The organism is Pseudomonas synxantha (genome assembly GCF_900105675.1).
In the GTDB taxonomy this organism is placed as follows: domain Bacteria; phylum Pseudomonadota; class Gammaproteobacteria; order Pseudomonadales; family Pseudomonadaceae; genus Aquipseudomonas; species Aquipseudomonas synxantha.
Genome location: NZ_LT629786.1, coordinates 3,335,948 through 3,353,049, shown reverse-complemented (window position 1 = coordinate 3,353,049; position 17,102 = coordinate 3,335,948). Strand labels below are relative to the sequence as shown.

Genomic DNA, 17,102 nt, shown 5'->3' with positions numbered 1-17,102 from the left:
GCAGGTTCCTCATATTAGTCGGTGAGGGCAGCTTTGAATGGGCCGAGGCTGCTACCTTGTAGGGTGGGTAACAGGGCGGGTTTTCACGAACAGCGAGTAATAACTGGTCGGCAACTTCGCGCAAAGGCGCAATTTTTATGCCTGATGTCTGTCAGGTCGACGGTGGCGGCCCTCTGCGTTTCTTAGGTTTCGACGCCGGTGAACTGGCCTGCTCTGTATTTTGAGAAGCCGTCGGTTCACTGGAGCGCTCCCGCATGACCACACTGTGCACCCGGTGGGGCAGGACACCGACTCGACGGGCCTCGATCTTGAAGGTTACTCGTGCGTTATCTTCGCTGTCCTCCCACTCGTCGCGTACCGTACGACCTTCGACCAGCACCCGCATGCCTTTCTGATACAGCGTGCTCCAGTGTTCGGCCTCTCGATGCCAGAGCTCAACCGGGGCCCAATAGCCGCCTCGATCTTCATAGTTGCCCTCCCGTGGTACGGGGTTGTCGAAGTACACATTCAGCCGTAGCAAACGCCGGGGCTCGTCATTGCCTGATGGAAACTCCTGGAACTCTGGCGCACTGCCGATATTGCCTTCGCCGACGAAAAAAGTACTCATCGTGATACCTCCGCTGCGGGTGTGAACTGGCGCAGCAGCCGTTCGGCGCTGGCCATTTTGATCGCACAGGTCGTGGCCTGGCGGTAGAGCGAATGCACCACACTCATCTGTAGGTTCAGTGCAATGCGCTCGCATTCGAAACGGTGCAATCTCTCCCGTATGGCCTGTGGCAGGGCATTGTTGCAGACCTGGCGTTCCCAGACCGCTACGCCCATACGGGCGAAGTCACGGGTGCGCCAACGCAAAAAGGTGCTGCCTGCGCTGGTGTTCTGCAGCACTAAACGAATGTCCAGCAGCGAGTAAGGGGGCTGTCCGGCTTGCTGCACCACAGCCTCCATCAGGTGACATAACTGCGCCTCGATTTCCCTCGCTACCTGCGCCAAGTGCTCCAACTCCCCCTTACCCTTAAAAGGTTTTAAAAGGCCTTTTAGGGAGGATGCATGTTCGAGTTGTCGATAGGCATCCGGTGTTAACGCTACGAAGGGCATTGGTTGAGCCGGGATCATCGGATTCATGCTTCGTCCTCCGGTTCACTCACTGACGCAGACGATGCTCCTGCGTCCTCTGCCAACGCGTCGGCGTCATCCACTGCCACCGCACCACGGCGAGTGATTGGCGGCGCGAACTGGGAGCGGCGATGCCCCTCTAGAATGTCCATCGGGGGTAAACCCATTTTCTCGATGGCCGCAATAGCACGGGCGTTGTTCGCCGCCATGTCGTCGCGGGTGACGCCAGAATGTCGATAGCGCTGTGCCTGGCCGAACAGGCTGCGCAGCAGATGGGCACCGTCGTCGATCCAGGCTTCCATGTCGATGCGGCCGATCAGGGCGGTGTGATGAGCCAATAGGGTCCGGCGCACCAGAGTGTCGTAGTCGGTCAGCAGGTAGACCGCCAGAAAACCCAGCTGGCTGCCGATGTACAACGGCAAGGTGACGGGGTGGATGTTGAGGTTGTCGCCCATGTCGATCTGTGTCGGCAGGTCCTGTCTGATTCGGTCCAGCTGTTGGGTCAGTTCCAGCATCCCAGCCTTGGCCTGCATCAGTTTTTCTTCGAGTTGCACGATGGCCCAGTCGGCATAGGGATCGTCCTGGGCCGCGGTTTGTTTGATCAGGTTGGTGACACTGATGTAGCCGGCCATGCCCATGATCGAGTGGACGCCTTCACGTGCGGCCCGACCTTGCCAGATACGGGCGGCGTGGTGGGTGTGCAGGGTCAGGGTGATGCTGCTGCGCAATGAACCCAGATTGAGTTGATAGTGATCGGGCACGGTGTTGTCCTCGCATTCGCTTGGACAGGAACGTTGCGACAGATGAGGGTCAAGGGCAGCCAAAAAGCTGAATGCGGTCTGTTCGGTTTGGTGTGAGAGGGTTAATTTCGGAGGCGTTCGTGAGTGATGCCAGTGGCATCATTTCCAGGGATGGCGATGGCTGTATCGGTCGGATTGCGCAGATTCGGCCCTTTGCGATTTCACAGTAGAGCTCAGTAGATTTGATGCCACTGGCATCAAATCTACTGATGTCCAGAGCGTTTGCCGCACAGTTGGCGTAGCTCATTCAGACACGCTTGGGCGAGGGCGGAGGCGGGTTCGCCCTGTTTTCGGGATGGGCGTGACGGTGCCGTTGGGGGCGGTTCTGCAACGGGTGAGGGCTCTGTCTGACCCGCCCAAGGCCGAAAGTCGCCTTTCAGTGCGCGCTGGATTAGGCCCATCAGATACGCCGCTGGTTTGCGGATACCTCCTGCCGTACAGCGTGCGCCCGCTTCGTTGAGCACCGCCTGACGATCCGCTGGTTTGAGCTTGTTCAGCGCAATGGCGACGGCCTGACGCTCGCTTGGACTCAGGTGCAGCGAATCGGGCCAGAGCAGGTTATCCACCGCTTGGGTCGCGCGGGGTACAGTACAAGTACTTTCTTTTAATACAGTACAGGCGGCGTTCTGATTCCGAACTACGCCGGAAACACTGGTGTTCAAGCCCGGTTCGGAATCCGAACGAGGGCCTGCACGATTCCGAACGCGGTGATCGCCACCCAGTTCGGAATCATGCACCGCGGAGTCGGTTGCCTGATCCAATCCTTGCTGTATCCAGTGATCTTCCCAGCTCTCGAGCCGTGTGGGTAGCTGACCTAAATCGATACGGGTGTCCTGGCGAATTTCTTCCAGAACATGCTGAGCGACAATGCGCACCGCCTTGGTGCTATGACTGAGGCAATGTCCGACCAACTCCAGGTAATCTTGATCCAGTTCCATGGCTTCGGCGGGGGTTAACGGCTCATCGTGCAGGACGTACAGAGAACCTTGCAGGCGCCCGCTAACTTGGTCGCGACCGCGACTTACCAAGCTGAGCCAGCGCGTCAGTCTGAGCATCGTTAAGACGCGAGCGATGGTTTCACGGGAGGCTTGCGCGCCATACGGCACGCTCGAGAGGTAAGGCTGCAAATCCTCATAGCGCGGTGTGACCACGCCCTGGCCTTGCAGCATGAGTCGGAACACCTGCCAGGCATTACGTTCCAATGGCGTCAGCCGATGATCCAACAGCAGCCGACGTGGCACGACTTCGTGAGATTGGCCACTGAACAAAAAGCCAGCCTGTAGAACCTGGTTGGACGGTTGTTCGGTGGTAGGGCGTGCGGGCCAGCGTTCACTCAGCTGCTGGGTGCATTGCTGCAGGACACGCTGCCAGCGACTGGAGGGGGCAGTGTTCATGTTCCATTGCTGTACTGGTCAATCTGCTGCCAAACGATGGTCAAGCTGATCTGTTGTTCTTCGGCCAGCATCATCATGGCGTCGAGCTGATCCTCGGTACCGTCCTGAGAGCGTAGCTGGCACCATCGCTGCCAGAGTGCATGTTCCTGCGCTTCGCTCAAATGCTGAGGACGGCCCTTACGGGTTTCTATCTTGAGCAGACGTCGACGCAGGGCGGTTTCCGAATGCGCCAAGCCGAAGCACTGATACATGATGGTGCTGCTGGCGCCTAGCTTGAGCGCTCGGTTGATCAAACGTTCGTTCTGCTCGTCGCGTTCGGCTTGCTCGATCAATCGATGTAGCACCGGCGAGTCAATCTTGACCTCAACCCAGGTTACGGTGGCATGGGCCAGGCGCGACAGCGTGGTGGGTGGTAAGGATTGCAACAGGTAGATGTCGTCCTCACCCAGTCCGAGTGCCTTACAGCGTTGCAGGTTACCCAGCCTCAACTCGTGGAGCACCTGGGTCAGCATGGCATGGTTGAGCACATTGAAGGACAGGTTCATGGCAGCTCCTTCGGTGAGTCGTCTTCAGGGGGAAGTGTTAAGTCGATCAGGCGACGGGCTAGGCGGATCAGGCGATACAGTTTGATTAACAGGCTGTCGGGCAGTCGCTCCAGTCCCACATCCACAGCTGGACGATCTGTCAGGGGGAGTTGATAGATGCCCAACAACAGTTGGCCGAACAGGGCTGAGGGCAGTTGCTTGCGATCCTCCCAGTTCACGTCGTCTTGAGCGCGCAACAGGGCCAGGAGCATTAGGTGAACGCCGGTCGCGCGAGGCGCGGCAAGATCAAGTCGCTCGATGTTCAGAGTGAAACCCAAGCCAAGCTGCTGATCGATGATGCTCTCGGGATGTCCGGCATAGGTCGCCATTTCCCGCGCCAGTCCGGCAATGGCTAAACGCAGTTGTTCGGGGGTATTTAGTGCTGGTGCAATGGTCCAGATGTCGTCGGTCGAGCAGGCCTCGAAGGTCGGTGCTGTTTCGGTGGCGGTCTCGTGATTGATCTGTTCGCGAATCTGTTGAACGCGTGACGGAGGGCTGACCGCTGATTCGACATTCGTTTCAGGCGGTGTGAGCAGTTCCTCTCGCGCTGTTTCGGTCTGGGTCCAGGTCTCAGTTGATTGAGGGCGGGACTCGGAGGAGAGAGGTCCTGCCGCGGCTTCATTATCGTTCGGCAGATGACTGTTTTCCGAGGGCGTGGTGACTGCAACGCCAGGCGTCGAGATGACCCGTTGGGTATCGCTCAGCTCCAAGGCCAACATACGGTAGGACTGTCCGAGCAAGCGGCTCATACGTTCGAGCAGTTCGTCCTGGATTTGCTCAAGATCGAAGGACTCGGGCTCGGCATCGAAGTAACCCAGGGTCTCGAGCCAAAATTCAGCGAACGCAACGGTGGCGGTTGGATAACGGTTCCAGGTTCGTTCAACCTGGCTACGTAGGCCGATCAGGCGTTCGATCTGGGGCTTGCCCAACCCGGCATACAGGGTTTGTGGAATGGCGGGCAATAAGTGTTCGAGGGTGTCCAGCATTCGGCTGATGTGCGACTGCGAAATCGGATAGCCTCCAGCGGCAAGATGTCGTGCCAACTCGCGTTGCGAGAGCACCGCTCCCTCTGCTTCGAGCATGGTTTTGAGCTTGGCTACCGCCAGAGCCCGTTCGATGAAGGTGAGTTGGCCGTGCAGATCGCTTTCAGCCAGATGGCCGAGTAGGGCGGTGAGCTCATTGGTCCAAGGTCGGAACAGGCAATGAATGCGAAAGAAGCGCTCGTCGCGGGTTTCCTGCCACAGCTCGCCGAGAATCGCCAAGCGCGTATTACCCCCGTTGCGGATGATGAAATAGGTTTCGCCCGGGCGGCGGGTAATCGGTGGCGGTTGATCCAGTCCGCGCTCACGGATCGACACCTTGATGTCGTCGTACAGCGGATTACGGATGAAGCGCGGGTTGTGTTCGTAGGGCCGCAACTGCTCCAGCGTGACCAGCATGGGCGTGTCGATGAGTGGATCGGACAGCCGCTCCAGCTCCGGGCCCCGAGGGAAGTGGTCCTGGTGCAGCTTGTCGGTGATCTGCTCCTGACTCAGCTTCTTCATCTGAACAACCTCAGTTAACGCCGGTTGCGCAAATGGTCACCGACCTCGAACTTGACGATCTCGGCAGTGCCCGAACCTTCGAAATGTCGGGAGAGTTCTGCGAGGAACCAGCCCATGGCCGAGCGCCCACCCTGCAGGCGAAAGACCACGGTGCAGTACTCCTCACAAGGTGGGTGGTGTGGTTGAGTGGACGGTGGAACGATGATGGGAAGCTGATACAACATCAACAGACTCCTTGCCAAACGCTGTTGGCATCAAGATCGATTAACCTAAACGGCTATCGAGAACACTCGCGCGACGAGTCGCCTGATTGAATCACCGAGACTCTGTTTACCGTGTAGATTGCCGAACGCCATTCCGGGAACAGCTCGGCGGCCAACGCTCGCATGGTTTCTAGCGTTGATGACGAACGTCGTCCGGGTGACTGGCGACTCTCCATTCGGTGTACTGGAAGTCCAAGAGATGCGGCGTTGAGGTACGCCACCCGATCTGGAATTAGGGTATATAGGATTGATATGTTGGGTGTTTTAATGAGGGTTTCGCGCAGACCCCGAATGATCATCTGGGTATCCTTCCACCGTGCGTTTACTTGGTTAAGCAGCAGTCGCAGCGATGGTGTTGTTATGCCCAAGTGACGAAACGGTTCTAGTTCACTCAGCAGCTTTAGGATGCCGCGATGCAGCTCGCGTGCGGCGAGCATTTCCGGAGTGACGGGCGAGAGGGCAAGATCGGAGGCCAGCGTGGCCATCTCCAGAAGCACGCTGCGTGCGCCTTGGGTGTCGATCAAAAGAAGGTCATAGCTGGCGCCGAATTGGTCAAGTAAATTTCGCAGCCGCAGCCGACAGTCGGGGGCATGCAGCAGTAATGTGCTCAACCGACCTTGATCGTCATTGGAGATAATCAAGTCGAGACCTTTGACCTCTGTTTTGGAAATAATCTGTGCAGGAGATGTCTGATTGAGTGCTATAAACTCGTACGTCCCCGCAGACGCTTTTTGATTCAATGCGTAATAGCTGGAGAGGGTGGGTTGGCTGTCCAGATCAAGTAGCAGCACACGGAGGCCCGCATCCACTAGCAGACCGGCAAGATTGGCCGCTACAGTGGTTTTGCCGACAGCTCCTTTGGTCGAAACAATCGATATCACACGCATACCATCAGCCCTCTTGCACCAAACGTTCGGTGATCCATTGCTCGATTTCCAGCGAGTCCCATCCGACTGCACGCAGTCCAATACGTTTAGCTTTAGGGAACTTACCTTCCTTCATCAGGTTGTAGATGTGAGCGCGCTTGAATCCGGTTTTTCGCTCCACCTCATCACGGCGCATGATATGGCGCTCGACCTGAGGATTAGGTGCATCAGCCGTAGAGAAAGATTGATTAAGCATGTTGGTCACTCCTAGCGCCGTATGGCATCGGGTGGGAAGTGACCTGGATTCAATAGTAGAAAGCGGGAGTAGTCATTGCAGTGCAATTGAAGTGATTGCAGTGCAACCCTCACTTTTTAGCCTTTGCAAGGTTGCGTCTGCCGGCCGCAAACTTTCCGTCTAGTGTGCGTTTGCTCAGACCCTTTACGCCGCCGTAGTGCGCGGTAATTGAGTCGACGAGAGAAGCTTGACTGTCGAAAACGGAGTGCCGTCTACCGGTGCTGGTGGAACCTAAGATGGTTTCGACCAGCGCGCCGATAATGTTAAGTAAAGTTTCCTTGCTGTCTTCACTAAGTTGGAGTTTGTTTTCGGCGAGCTCGCGAAGCTGTTCGCGCTCCAGTCCTGCAGCTTTCAACTCATCAGTCAAAGTTTGGAGTTTCGCGTCGCTAGCTTTTAGCTGTACCTGTAGGGCATCTCGATCGGCTTGTAAGGTCAAGTACGTGTGGTTGTGGATTGTTTCCTGACTGATTAGCGGTGGGCCGAAAAGAAAAGATGGTCGTTGATCAGGGTGGTACATAGACATCCAGCGCTTTAAATCTGAATGTCGGATGGTCAGGAGCCTGAAGTCGACAGGTGTGCCTGGAGTGACCGTAATACCCAAGGCTCCGTACGGAATCTCACGATTTCGAATGGCATCCAGAATCTTCCAGAAGTTCGCGTGCAGGCACGGCCACTGCGGAAACTCATTGCTTAGGCGATCGGGATGGCCCCATGCGAACTCGAGGATCACGGACTCATGAGCAGTTAAATTACTCCAACGTATTGCGGCTTCGATGGGCCTGTAGAACAGCTTTTCAGTTGGAGTCACTCTACTAGCTTCGTTCATAGAGGTGGCCTCTAATAGAAGGGTGGTCCGCTACGGGAGGTCTGAATGCCTTACGCGATGAAATAGGCTTCCGTGGTTGCTACCAGTGTGAATTTGTTCATGCAAGTCGCGGCTTGGCAGTCGTTAGGGATAAATACCCAGCGCGTGCATTCGCCGATCCCAGCAGTTAGCGAACTAATGGCTTGAGCTCGGTGCGCGAAGGAAAATCTAGACAAACGCTCACGTCGTCGCATAACCGAAAATTACTATTTATTTCCTGGATAATGCAATTTTGCGTTGTTGTTATCTGTGGGGGAACTAGTGAGTGGTCAGTGACGGCTTTAGTTTTTGCTAAGTGCAATGAATCCCTCTATGAGTGCAATAGCTCCTGGATTTTTTTACTGTCGCCTTAGATTTATTTTTTCAGTGCTTATGCCTGCGGCTTTCAGTTATGAGCTAATGGTCAATCGTTATAGTTGTCGCCGGGTTTGTTGTGTTAGGTTTTTATAAGTTCTATCGAAACAGCAAGGGAGGGCGTGACGTGAATGGATTTATAGAGACCGATAATCTTAGTTATTTCAAAGTCAATCGACAGGCTTATGTTTCCCCCCAGGTTTATCAGCAAGAACTCGAAGCGGTCTTCGACAAGAGTTGGTTGTATCTGGCCCACCTCAGCGAGGTGCCAGCGGCCGGGGACTTCCTTACCCGTGACGTGGGCGGGCGCAACCTGATCTTCCAGCGTCAGGGCAACGGTGAACTTGCGGTGTTCCTCAATGCCTGTTCGCACCGGGGCGCGCGGGTATGTTCCGAGCCTCAGGGCAATACCCAGCGTTTTAACTGTCCTTACCACGGCTGGACCTACGACACCGCTGGCTCGCTGATCGGCCAGCCTGACAAGGCAGCCTACGAGCATCACGGCCAATGCAACCTCGACCTGTCGCTGACCCGCATCAAGCACTCCGTCTACAAGGGTTTTGTGTTCATCCACTTTGCCCGCACGCAGAACACCCTGGAGGACTACCTCGGGCAGGCTGTCGACTACATCGACCTGATCCTCGACCAGTCCGAATCCTCCCTGGAAATAATCCCCGGCGCGTTTGACCATGCCATTCAAGGCAACTGGAAGTTGCTCGCCGAGAACGGTGTTGATGCCTACCACCTGCCGTTCGCCCACAAGCGTTACCTCGAATACCTCAACAGCCTGGGCACCGATCCGGCGTCCCACAAGCGTACCGGCGAAGGTTTGTCCCTGGGCAACGGGCACGGCTTGATCATGAGCGGGCCACCCTCCACGGGCCGGCCGATTGCCTATTGGAGCCCGTTGTTTCCCGAGGCACTGAAAGCGCCGATTGCCGACAAATTCGAGCACTTGGTACAGCGCTTCGGACTGGCGCGGGCGCAGACCATCGCCCACACCAACAAGAGCCTGTTCATCTTTCCCAACCTGGTGATCAACGACATCCTGGGCCTGAACATCCGCACCTTTTTCCCCGTCTCCGCTACCCAGGTCAATGTCACCGTATGGGGCGCGGGGTTCAGCAACGAGAGCCGAGAGGAGCGGGCAGCGCGGATCAACGGCCTGATCTCCTTTATTGGCCCGGGCGGCTTCGGCACCCCGGATGATGTGGAAATCCTTGAGTCCTGCCAGCGGGCCTATGCCCACAGTGCCCTGGGCTACAGTGATTTTTCCCGGGGCATGGGGCCAGGCACCCAGCGCCACACCGATGAAGAACAAAACCGCAGTTTCTGGCGTGAATGGAGCCGTCGCCTCGGGCAACAGATCCCTCTGCGCCAACTGGCCATCGCTGTTTAGCCAGTCACTATCACCGACTCCTGGCAGATCTTCCACGCGCACCGAGCTTGGGCTACGTGGGGAATATCGGGCACTGCAAGGGCATTATTCATGTGCGGAATTGCCGGATGGACCGATTGGACCCAAGACCTGCGCCCCCAGCGCGAGGTGATCGAAAACATGACGCGCACCCTGGCGCTGCGGGGCCCGGATGCCGAAGGGATATGGGTGGCGCCCCACGCGCTGCTGGGGCATCGGCGCCTGTCGATCATTGATCTGGCCCATGGCGCCCAACCCATGGCCGACGCCAGCAACGAAGTGGTGCTGACCTACAGCGGAGAAGTCTACAACTACCTGGCCTTGCGCGAAGAACTGCAGGCGCTGGGGCAGGCCTTCACCACCCGTTCGGACACTGAAGTGGTGCTGCGTGCCTACCTGCAATGGGGCGAGCACGCGTTCGCCCGGTTGACCGGGATTTTCGCCTTTGCCCTGTGGGATGAACGGGACCAAAGCCTGTGGCTGGTACGCGACCGTTTTGGTGTCAAGCCGCTGTATTACTTTGCCACCGGCACCGGCGTGCTGTTCGGCTCCGAGCCCAAGGCCATCCTTGCCCATCCCCAGGTACGCCCGGTGCTGGATGCCAGTGGGGTTGCCGAGCTGTTTGCGCTGAGTACCGCGCCCACGCCTGGCCACGGGATCTACCAGGGTTTTTATCAGCTCAAGCCTGGCCATGCCTTGAGGTTCGATGCCAACGGGCGACAGGACCTTGTCTATTGGTCGCTGACGGCCGAGCCTCACAGTGACAGCCCGGCCGACACTGCCCGGCAGGTTGCCAGCTTGTTGCGCCAGGTGGTCGAGGAACAATTGGTGGCGGATGTACCCCTGGGCAGCCTGCTTTCCGGCGGCCTGGATTCCAGCGCCATCAGCGCCTATGCCGCTCAGGCGCTGGGGCGTGAAGGGCGCTCGTTGCCGACCTTTTCGGTGGACTTTACCGGCGGTGGTGAAGGCTTTACCCCAACCCCGTGGCAAAGCAGTTGGGACGAACCTTTCGCGCAGTTGGCATCCGCAGCGCTGGGTACGCCGCACACCACCTTGGCGGTCGCACCCGAACAGGTGCTGGAGCAGGAAGACGCGGTACTGCGTGCCCGGGACCTGCCGGGTTGGGGAGAGCTGGACAGCTCGCTGTACCTGCTGTTCCAACAGGTGCGCGAGCACACCACGGTGGCGCTCTCGGGGGAGTCGGCGGACGAGGTGTTCGGCGGTTATCCGTTTTTTCACGACCAGCAGGCCCTGGATTTTTGCGGGTTTCCTTGGCTGGCAGGCAAGAGTGGTCTTTGGGAACTGCTGCGGCCCGAGGTCGCCGAGCGAGTTGCACCGCAGGCGTACATGGCCAGGCGTTACCAGGAAGCTTTGGCGGAGGTTCCGCACCTGGCCGCAGACAGCCCGGTTGAGCGGCGACAGCGCGAGGTCACGTACCTGGCGCTGACGCGCTGGTTGCCGGCGATGCTCGACCGCAAGGACCGCATCAGCATGGCGGTGGGCCTGGAGGTGCGGGTGCCGTTTTGCGATCACCGCCTGGTGGACTACGTATGGAATGTGCCCTGGTCGATCAAGAGCGTGGCCGGGGAGGGCAAGAGCCTGTTGCGTAACGCCGTGCGCGGTGAATTGCCCGAAGCGATTGTCGAGCGCAGGAAAAGCGGCTTTCCGGCCAATCCCGACCCGCGCTACCTGGCGTTGTTGCGCAGCCAGCTCAGGCAGTTGCTGATTGACGGCGACTCGCCGGTGTTCGACCTGGTGGATACGCGCCGGGTGGGTGAGTTGCTCGAACTGGAGCAGCCGCTGCCCAGTCCCCGGGCCTCCAGCAGCCCCACGGCCGGCTTGGCCTACCTGCTGAACCTGGACCGCTGGTTACGCCTGTACCAGGTGGAAATCCGCCTGTAGCACCGCCTTCAACCTTCAGGGGACATGCCCATGAGCCTTCCATTGAACATCAGCGCCCCGAGCTTGCAGGCCCGGGTCAGCGACTTCCTGATCAGCGAAGCCGAGCTGCTGGACAACCGCGAGCTGGAAACCTGGATCGGCCTGTTCGATCAACCCGCCCAGTACCGGGTACTGCCGTTGCAACGCCATCTGGTTGAGGGTGAGCCCCACGACAGCCTGTTCATCATTGCCGATGACTACGGCCGCCTGCGTGAGCGGGTCGACAGCCTGCTCAGTGGCCATAGCTGGATGGAGACGCCGCCTTCGCGTACCCGACGGCTGGTGAGCAACGTGCGGATCAAGTCCAGGGACGGCGAGCAGTTGACCATCAAAAGCAACTTCGTGGTGCACCAGTTTCGCAACCAGCAAACCTGGTACTTCGTCGGCGAGGCCACCCATGTGCTGTACGACAGCCCTCGTGGCTTGCGGATTCTCAAGCGCGACATTCGCCTGGACCACGAAACCATCAGTGCCCAGCGGCGCATCAGCATCATTTTATGAGGCAGGAGCCCTTCATGAGTCATTCATTGCTTCCCGGTTTCGAGTACTCGACCCTGACCACCCGCGGTGCGCGGATTCAGGTGGCGGTCAAGGGCAGTGGCCCGCCACTGTTGCTGTTGCACGGTTACCCGCAAAACCACCTAGCCTGGCACCGCGTTGCCCCGCGCCTGGCCGAGGACTACACCGTGGTGCTGGCAGACCTGCGCGGCTACGGCGAATCCCGCGCCCTGGATGCTGACGCTCCGGGCGCTTATGACAAGAGCGCACTGGCCCTGGATCAGTTGGACGTCATGCAGAAGCTGGGGTTTTCGCGGTTCGCGGTAGTGGGCCATGACCGTGGCGCACGGGTGGCGTATCGCTTGGCGCTGGAACACCCGCAGGTGGTGAGTGCTCTGGTGTCGCTGACAGTGGTGCCGATCCTGGATGTCTGGGCGGGGGTCAACAAGGCCTTTGCCCTGAACGCCTACCACTGGTTTTTCCTGGCCCAGCCGTTTGATCTGCCGGAGCGGCTGATCGGTGCCAACCCCGGCTATTTCCTTGACTGGACGTTACAGCGCATGGCTCAGGGGCGCGATATTTATCATCCGCAGGCGCTGGAAAGTTACCACCAGGCTTTTGCCCGTCCCGAGGTATTGCACGCGATGTGCGAAGACTACCGGGCGGCAGCCGGCGCCGATGCCGCCGCCGACCAGGCCGACCGCGACGCCGGTCACCAGTTGCGCTGCCCGGTGCTGGTGCTGTGGCAGGACCGTCCCTACGCAGCGGCCAGCCACCCGTTGACGGTGTGGCGATCCTGGGCCGTGGAGGTGCGGGGCGCGGCGATTGCGGCCAGCCATATGCTGGCCGAAGAAGCACCCGAGGCGGTACTGGAGCAGCTCTTGCCCTTCCTGCATCAGGTTGCGCAGCCATGAGTGCGGCACCCCTGACGCCAGCCGAGCAAGGTGCGCTGTGGCGTCAGCGTCTGTTTGAGGCCCACAGCGCGATGACGGCCTACCTGATCCAGGAACATCGGGCGCAGGACCTCGCCGACTGGGTTGACGTCACCGGGCGGATCTTCCGCGACTTGCCGCCCGCCTTGGGCGCCGGCAGTACCGAGTGGCAGGCGGTGTTTTTCCGCACCCAGGCGTTGATCGAACAATTCATCGTGCAGCGCAAGCAGTTTTACGACCTGGATGCCTGGGCGGCCGCCACCGGCCAGGTGTATCGCGCCCTGGAGCCTGCCGGCCAGGGTGAACCCGCTGCGGCGGCAGAACGCCTGGGGCGACAGGCTTCGCTCTACGGCACGCGTTTCGAGATTCGCCAGGTCGCCCCCGACGCCAGTCTGTTCAAGGTGCACCACTGCGGAATCTGGGACTACCGCGAGCGTGCCCGAGCCAACGGCGTGCCAATCACCTTGAAGTCGGCTTGCACCTATTGCACCAAGTTGCTGTCTTCGCTGGTCCATGCCAAGGGGTGTGACGCCCGCTGGACGTTGCTGGCCGACGAACAGGGCCATGGCTGCGAATGGACCATTACCAAGGAAAGCCTCATTCACGCAGGAGTCGTCGAGCATGAGCACGATCATTGAGCAAGCCCGTACCCTGGCCGGTTATGAAACCTCCAGCCAACTCTTGCAGTTGCGTGACCAGGACTGGGTCCTGGGGCGTGCACAGATCCAGCCCAGACGTTTGCTCGACCTGGGTTGCGGCATCGGTTCGCTGCTGCAGGGGGCCGTGGAGCGCTGGCCGAGCCTGGAGCAGGTGTGGGGCATCGAGCGTTCGCAGTTGCGCCTGGACCTGGCGCGCGAGCAATTACGCCATGTCCCGGCCGAGGTGGTGTTGCAGCAGGGCGACCTGCTGGACCTGCCCGCGCTGGAGCAGCGTTTTGACCTGATAAGCATGACTGCTGTCCTGCATTGGTTGTATCCCCATGAGGACAGGTTGTTCCAGTGGGTGGCACGGCATCTGGGTGAACAGGGCGTGTTTCTCTTCACGTCTCATCACCCCGTTTCGCAGCAAGGGTTGGGCGGTGAGGATGAGTTGGTAGCCGAGGCACTGCTGGCGATGAAACTGGTCACGCCGGGGCACGTGCAGGCGCATTTCGCCGAAGCGGCGGTACTGCCGATGGGCATGCGTACCCGACCACGGGTGGCGCTGGAAGCACTGGTGCAGCGCCATTTTCAGGTGCGTTCGATTGCCAGTCGCTCGGCGGCGCTGCGGATCCACAGCATCGAGGAATATCAGCGCTTTCACGCCGCTACCTTTGGCACCTATTTCAGCCCGTTGGTGCCACCGGAACGAATCGAGGAGTTCTTTGCCCGCCTGGGCGCCATCGCCGAACAACGCATGGCGCGCCAGGGGCATGTGACAGACATCCCCGTCAGCGTCTGGCGCTGTGTACGACGTGCGGAAAAAAGTGGGGCATAACCTTATGAATAAACAGTCTGGATCGCTGCTGAAAAAGCCCTGGGCCATTTGCACTCACAGGTACGTGATTCCCTTAGGGTAAGTTGATGATGTCCATTGAACGTCCATCCTGTTTGCACCGTACTCCCATGATCTGGGCTGTGGGCTTTACCTGCCTGATGGCGGTTGAGCCCCTCTGGGCCCAACCTGCCGCGCCGGCGGGCAAGGTTCAGGTGTTGTCTTTTGATATTCCGGCGGGGGATTTGTCTCAGGTGCTGCTGAGCATCGTCCGCCAGAGCCGCACGCCGATCTCGTTTGATCAGGCGCGGGTGCAGGGGTTGTCGGGGCCTGCCATCAAAGGCTCGTTGAGCATGGACCAGGCCCTGGAGCAAGCCTTGCGCGGCAGCGGCCTGGGTTTCAGCCGCAACGCCTCCGGCGTATTGACCTTGCACACGGTGGCCTCCCAGGCGCCGCAGCCCACCACCTCAACCCTCGCCACCTCGGCGGGAACCCTGGCCACCGTGGTGGTGACCGGGACTCGCCAGGCCGACGTCAAGGCCACTGACAGCCTGAGCCCGATTGACGTGGTCTCCAACGAGCAATTGCGCCAGACCGGCACCCACAATGTGCGCGAAGCCTTGATCAAGTTATTGCCCTCGTTGTCGCGCCAGGCCCAGGCCTACAACGCTTCGGCGCTGACCAACGCGCAGTCCCTGCGGGGCCTGAGCCCCAACCATGTACTGGTGCTGGTCAATGGCAAGCGTCGCCACGAGACGGCCAATATTAACGTCAGCGGCGGCTTGCAGAGTGGTTCCACCGGGGTCGACCTGGATACCATCCCCATGGCCGCCATCGACCACATCGAAGTACTGCGCGACGGCGCCTCGGCCCAATACGGCTCCGATGCCATTGCCGGGGTGATCAACATCATTCTGCGCTCGGCCGACCACGGCGGGTTGGTCTCTTACAACGCTGGCCAGTACGGCGCGGGTGACGGCTTTTCCCAGGGCGGGGCGGTGAACAACGGCTACCGGGTGGGGGAGACCGGCTATCTGAATCTCAGCGCCGAGTTCCGCGAGCAAAAGAGTACGATCCGCGCCGGCATCGACGAGCGTACCGGGCATTACGGCAACCCCTCCATTGGCGACCCGGCCGTGCATCGCCAGGCCCTGGCGTTCAACACAGGGGCGGCGCTGACCGACCAGCTGGATTTCTACAGCTTCGCGACCTACACCCATCGCACGGTGTCGTCGGCGCAGATCTACCAGTTGCCCACACTGGTGCCGACCATTTACCCCAACGGCTTTACGCCACGCATCACCAGTGATGAGGACGACTATTCCCTCACCGCCGGCCTGCGCGGCGTGGAACTGTTCGGTGACTGGGACTGGGACCTGAGCTCCACCTACGGCGCCGACAAGCCCGATATCGGAATGGACCACTCGGTGAACCTCGCGCTGTACAACGAAACCGGCACCACCCCGCGCAAGTTTGACCTGGCCGAATACAAGGTCACCCAATGGGCCAACAACCTGGACCTGCGCCGTGCCTTCGACGTGGCGCTGCTGCCCAAGCCGCTGAACTTTTCCTGGGGGCTGGAGCAGCGCCGCGACCTGTATAAGGTTGGCGCCGGCGATTACTACTCCTACTACAACGGCGGCTCCAAAGCCTTGCCCGGCCAGGCACCCGCCACTGCCGGGCAGTGGACGCGGGACGTGCTGGGCGGCTACCTGGACCTCTCCACCCACCTGACCGAGCAATGGCAAGTGGCGACGGCGGCCCGTTACGAGCATTACAGCGACTTTGGCAGTACCACCAACGGCAAGCTCTCGACCCGGTACGATTTCAACCCCCAGGTGGGCCTGCGGGCCAGTGTCAGTTCCGGGTTTCGTGCGCCGTCCCTGGCCCAGGAGAACTATACCAGCCTTGGGGTCTCGCCGACGATTGCCACCGGGTTGCTCGCCGCCAACTCGGCGGCGGCCAAGATGCTGGGAGCCGAGGACCTCAAGCCCGAGAAGTCGATCAACTACAACCTGGGGTTGGTGCTCAACCCGCTGAGCGACTTGAATATCGCCATCGACGCGTACCAGATCACCCTGCGTGACCGTATCGTCGACGGCGGCACCTACTCGGGCCAGCAAGCCATCGACGCGCTACGTGCCGGCGGCATTTCGGTGCCGTCGGGCCTGGCCTCGGTAAGCACTCACTACATGACCAATGGCGCCGACACCCGCACCCACGGTGTCGACATCACGGCCACCTACCTGACCCGGCTCGACGGCTGGGGCCAGATCGACTGGCGCCTGGGCGCCAACTTCAACCGCACCAAGCTGCTGAAAAACCACATCGGCAGCGACGGCCGGCCGCTGCTCAACGATCAGCAACAGGCCTGGATCACCAGTTCCACACCCCGTAGCCAGGTGTCCCTGGAAGCCAATTGGAGTCGCGATAAATGGGGCCTGACCGTACGCGAGACGCGCTACAGCAAAACCATCTCTGAACTGGACTATTACACCGGGCCCAATGCGTACTCCACCACCGAGTTCAACCATTTCGAGAACTCCCCCAAGTACCTCACCGACATCGAGTTGCGCTACGCCGCGACTCGCCAACTGTCGCTGGCCGTGGGTGCAAACAACGTGTTCGACGTCAAACCCGACAAACTGCCCGCTGAAAGCGCTTACCTGGGGTTCAACCACTACGACACCTATGCCTCGCAGATCAGCTTCAACGGGGCTTTCTATTACGTGAACGCGGTCTACAGCTTCTAGGGGAGGTGAA

17 protein-coding genes are annotated in these 17,102 nt (G+C 59.7%); 7 read left to right on the top strand and 10 right to left on the bottom strand.

Going from position 1 to position 17,102, the window contains the following annotated elements; genetic code table 11:
* Positions 1-151 precede the first annotated feature (151 nt).
* The 10 genes from BLU48_RS15515 to BLU48_RS15470 all read right to left on the bottom strand — a co-directional run bounded on the left by BLU48_RS15515 (position 152) and on the right by BLU48_RS15470 (position 7,685).
* Positions 152-607, bottom strand: a complete 456-nt coding sequence (locus BLU48_RS15515; RefSeq protein WP_082636670.1) for a single-stranded DNA-binding protein — start codon at positions 605-607, stop codon at positions 152-154.
* Positions 604-1,122 carry a DUF3158 family protein gene (locus tag BLU48_RS15510; protein ID WP_057023650.1) on the bottom strand — a complete coding sequence of 173 codons (519 nt, stop codon included), beginning with the start codon at positions 1,120-1,122 and terminating at the stop codon, positions 604-606. The genes BLU48_RS15515 and BLU48_RS15510 overlap by 4 nt, the downstream gene beginning before the upstream one ends.
* Positions 1,119-1,874: a PFL_4669 family integrating conjugative element protein gene (locus BLU48_RS15505; protein ID WP_057023651.1), complete on the bottom strand. Its 756-nt coding sequence runs from the start codon at positions 1,872-1,874 to the stop codon at positions 1,119-1,121. Before BLU48_RS15505 ends, BLU48_RS15510 begins: the two co-directional genes overlap by 4 nt.
* 242 nt (positions 1,875-2,116) lie before the next feature.
* A complete protein-coding gene (locus BLU48_RS15500) occupies positions 2,117-3,307 on the bottom strand; it encodes an STY4528 family pathogenicity island replication protein (RefSeq protein WP_057023652.1) in 1,191 nt (396 codons plus the stop codon).
* Positions 3,304-3,852 carry a DUF2857 domain-containing protein gene (locus BLU48_RS15495; protein WP_057023653.1) on the bottom strand — a complete coding sequence of 183 codons (549 nt, stop codon included), beginning with the start codon at positions 3,850-3,852 and terminating at the stop codon, positions 3,304-3,306. The genes BLU48_RS15500 and BLU48_RS15495 overlap by 4 nt, the downstream gene beginning before the upstream one ends.
* Positions 3,849-5,435, bottom strand: coding sequence for a ParB family protein (locus tag BLU48_RS15490; protein WP_057023654.1), 1,587 nt, complete (start codon positions 5,433-5,435; stop codon positions 3,849-3,851). Before BLU48_RS15490 ends, BLU48_RS15495 begins: the two co-directional genes overlap by 4 nt.
* A gap of 14 nt (positions 5,436-5,449) precedes the next feature.
* Positions 5,450-5,659: a hypothetical protein gene (locus tag BLU48_RS15485; RefSeq protein ID WP_057023655.1), complete on the bottom strand. Its 210-nt coding sequence runs from the start codon at positions 5,657-5,659 to the stop codon at positions 5,450-5,452.
* 53 nt (positions 5,660-5,712) lie between these two features.
* Positions 5,713-6,585: a ParA family protein gene (locus tag BLU48_RS15480; RefSeq protein WP_057023656.1), complete on the bottom strand. Its 873-nt coding sequence runs from the start codon at positions 6,583-6,585 to the stop codon at positions 5,713-5,715.
* A gap of 4 nt (positions 6,586-6,589) precedes the next feature.
* On the bottom strand, positions 6,590-6,820 hold the full coding sequence (locus tag BLU48_RS15475) for an AlpA family transcriptional regulator (RefSeq protein WP_057023657.1): 231 nt from the start codon (positions 6,818-6,820) through the stop codon (positions 6,590-6,592).
* Positions 6,821-6,929: 109 nt separating this feature from the next.
* Positions 6,930-7,685, bottom strand: a complete 756-nt coding sequence (locus tag BLU48_RS15470) for a coiled-coil domain-containing protein (protein ID WP_057023658.1) — start codon at positions 7,683-7,685, stop codon at positions 6,930-6,932.
* 520 nt (positions 7,686-8,205) lie between these two features.
* Between BLU48_RS15470 and BLU48_RS15465 the strand changes: the two genes are divergently transcribed.
* The 7 genes from BLU48_RS15465 (at position 8,206) to BLU48_RS15435 (ending at position 17,092) form a co-directional block, all read left to right on the top strand.
* On the top strand, positions 8,206-9,477 hold the full coding sequence (locus BLU48_RS15465; protein ID WP_057023659.1) for an aromatic ring-hydroxylating oxygenase subunit alpha: 1,272 nt from the start codon (positions 8,206-8,208) through the stop codon (positions 9,475-9,477).
* 90 nt (positions 9,478-9,567) lie between these two features.
* Entirely contained in the window at positions 9,568-11,397 is a 1,830-nt protein-coding gene (asnB, locus tag BLU48_RS15460) for an asparagine synthase (glutamine-hydrolyzing) (RefSeq protein WP_057023660.1), read from the top strand.
* Between the two features lie 30 nt (positions 11,398-11,427).
* Positions 11,428-11,937 (top strand): aromatic-ring-hydroxylating dioxygenase subunit beta, encoded by a 510-nt coding sequence (locus BLU48_RS15455; protein WP_057023661.1) that lies wholly within the window; start codon positions 11,428-11,430, stop codon positions 11,935-11,937.
* A 14-nt stretch (positions 11,938-11,951) separates the two neighbouring features.
* A complete protein-coding gene (locus BLU48_RS15450; protein WP_138233638.1) occupies positions 11,952-12,848 on the top strand; it encodes an alpha/beta fold hydrolase in 897 nt (298 codons plus the stop codon).
* Positions 12,845-13,504 (top strand): hypothetical protein, encoded by a 660-nt coding sequence (locus BLU48_RS15445; RefSeq protein WP_057023663.1) that lies wholly within the window; start codon positions 12,845-12,847, stop codon positions 13,502-13,504. The genes BLU48_RS15450 and BLU48_RS15445 overlap by 4 nt, the downstream gene beginning before the upstream one ends.
* Positions 13,488-14,342 (top strand): class I SAM-dependent methyltransferase, encoded by an 855-nt coding sequence (locus tag BLU48_RS15440; RefSeq protein ID WP_057023664.1) that lies wholly within the window; start codon positions 13,488-13,490, stop codon positions 14,340-14,342. Before BLU48_RS15445 ends, BLU48_RS15440 begins: the two co-directional genes overlap by 17 nt.
* Positions 14,343-14,431: 89 nt before the next feature.
* Complete coding sequence (locus tag BLU48_RS15435; RefSeq protein WP_057023783.1) at positions 14,432-17,092, top strand: TonB-dependent receptor; 2,661 nt, start codon at positions 14,432-14,434, stop codon at positions 17,090-17,092.
* Positions 17,093-17,102 lie beyond the last annotated feature (10 nt).

Excerpts from the sequence above, each read along its gene's own strand:
- BLU48_RS15510 (WP_057023650.1), bottom strand. The coding sequence starts at position 1,122 with ATGAATCCGATGATCCCGGCTCAACCAATGCCCTTCGTAGCGTTAACA.
- asnB (WP_057023660.1), top strand. The coding sequence starts at position 9,568 with ATGTGCGGAATTGCCGGATGGACCGATTGGACCCAAGACCTGCGCCCC.
- BLU48_RS15495 (WP_057023653.1), bottom strand. The coding sequence starts at position 3,852 with ATGAACCTGTCCTTCAATGTGCTCAACCATGCCATGCTGACCCAGGTG.
- BLU48_RS15435 (WP_057023783.1), top strand. The coding sequence starts at position 14,432 with ATGTCCATTGAACGTCCATCCTGTTTGCACCGTACTCCCATGATCTGG.
- BLU48_RS15490 (WP_057023654.1), bottom strand. The coding sequence starts at position 5,435 with ATGAAGAAGCTGAGTCAGGAGCAGATCACCGACAAGCTGCACCAGGAC.
- BLU48_RS15440 (WP_057023664.1), top strand. The coding sequence starts at position 13,488 with ATGAGCACGATCATTGAGCAAGCCCGTACCCTGGCCGGTTATGAAACC.
- BLU48_RS15445 (WP_057023663.1), top strand. The coding sequence starts at position 12,845 with ATGAGTGCGGCACCCCTGACGCCAGCCGAGCAAGGTGCGCTGTGGCGT.
- BLU48_RS15475 (WP_057023657.1), bottom strand. The coding sequence starts at position 6,820 with ATGCTTAATCAATCTTTCTCTACGGCTGATGCACCTAATCCTCAGGTC.
- BLU48_RS15480 (WP_057023656.1), bottom strand. The coding sequence starts at position 6,585 with ATGCGTGTGATATCGATTGTTTCGACCAAAGGAGCTGTCGGCAAAACC.
- BLU48_RS15485 (WP_057023655.1), bottom strand. The coding sequence starts at position 5,659 with ATGTTGTATCAGCTTCCCATCATCGTTCCACCGTCCACTCAACCACAC.
- BLU48_RS15450 (WP_138233638.1), top strand. The coding sequence starts at position 11,952 with ATGAGTCATTCATTGCTTCCCGGTTTCGAGTACTCGACCCTGACCACC.
- BLU48_RS15470 (WP_057023658.1), bottom strand. The coding sequence starts at position 7,685 with ATGAACGAAGCTAGTAGAGTGACTCCAACTGAAAAGCTGTTCTACAGG.
- BLU48_RS15500 (WP_057023652.1), bottom strand. The coding sequence starts at position 3,307 with ATGAACACTGCCCCCTCCAGTCGCTGGCAGCGTGTCCTGCAGCAATGC.
- BLU48_RS15455 (WP_057023661.1), top strand. The coding sequence starts at position 11,428 with ATGAGCCTTCCATTGAACATCAGCGCCCCGAGCTTGCAGGCCCGGGTC.
- BLU48_RS15515 (WP_082636670.1), bottom strand. The coding sequence starts at position 607 with ATGAGTACTTTTTTCGTCGGCGAAGGCAATATCGGCAGTGCGCCAGAG.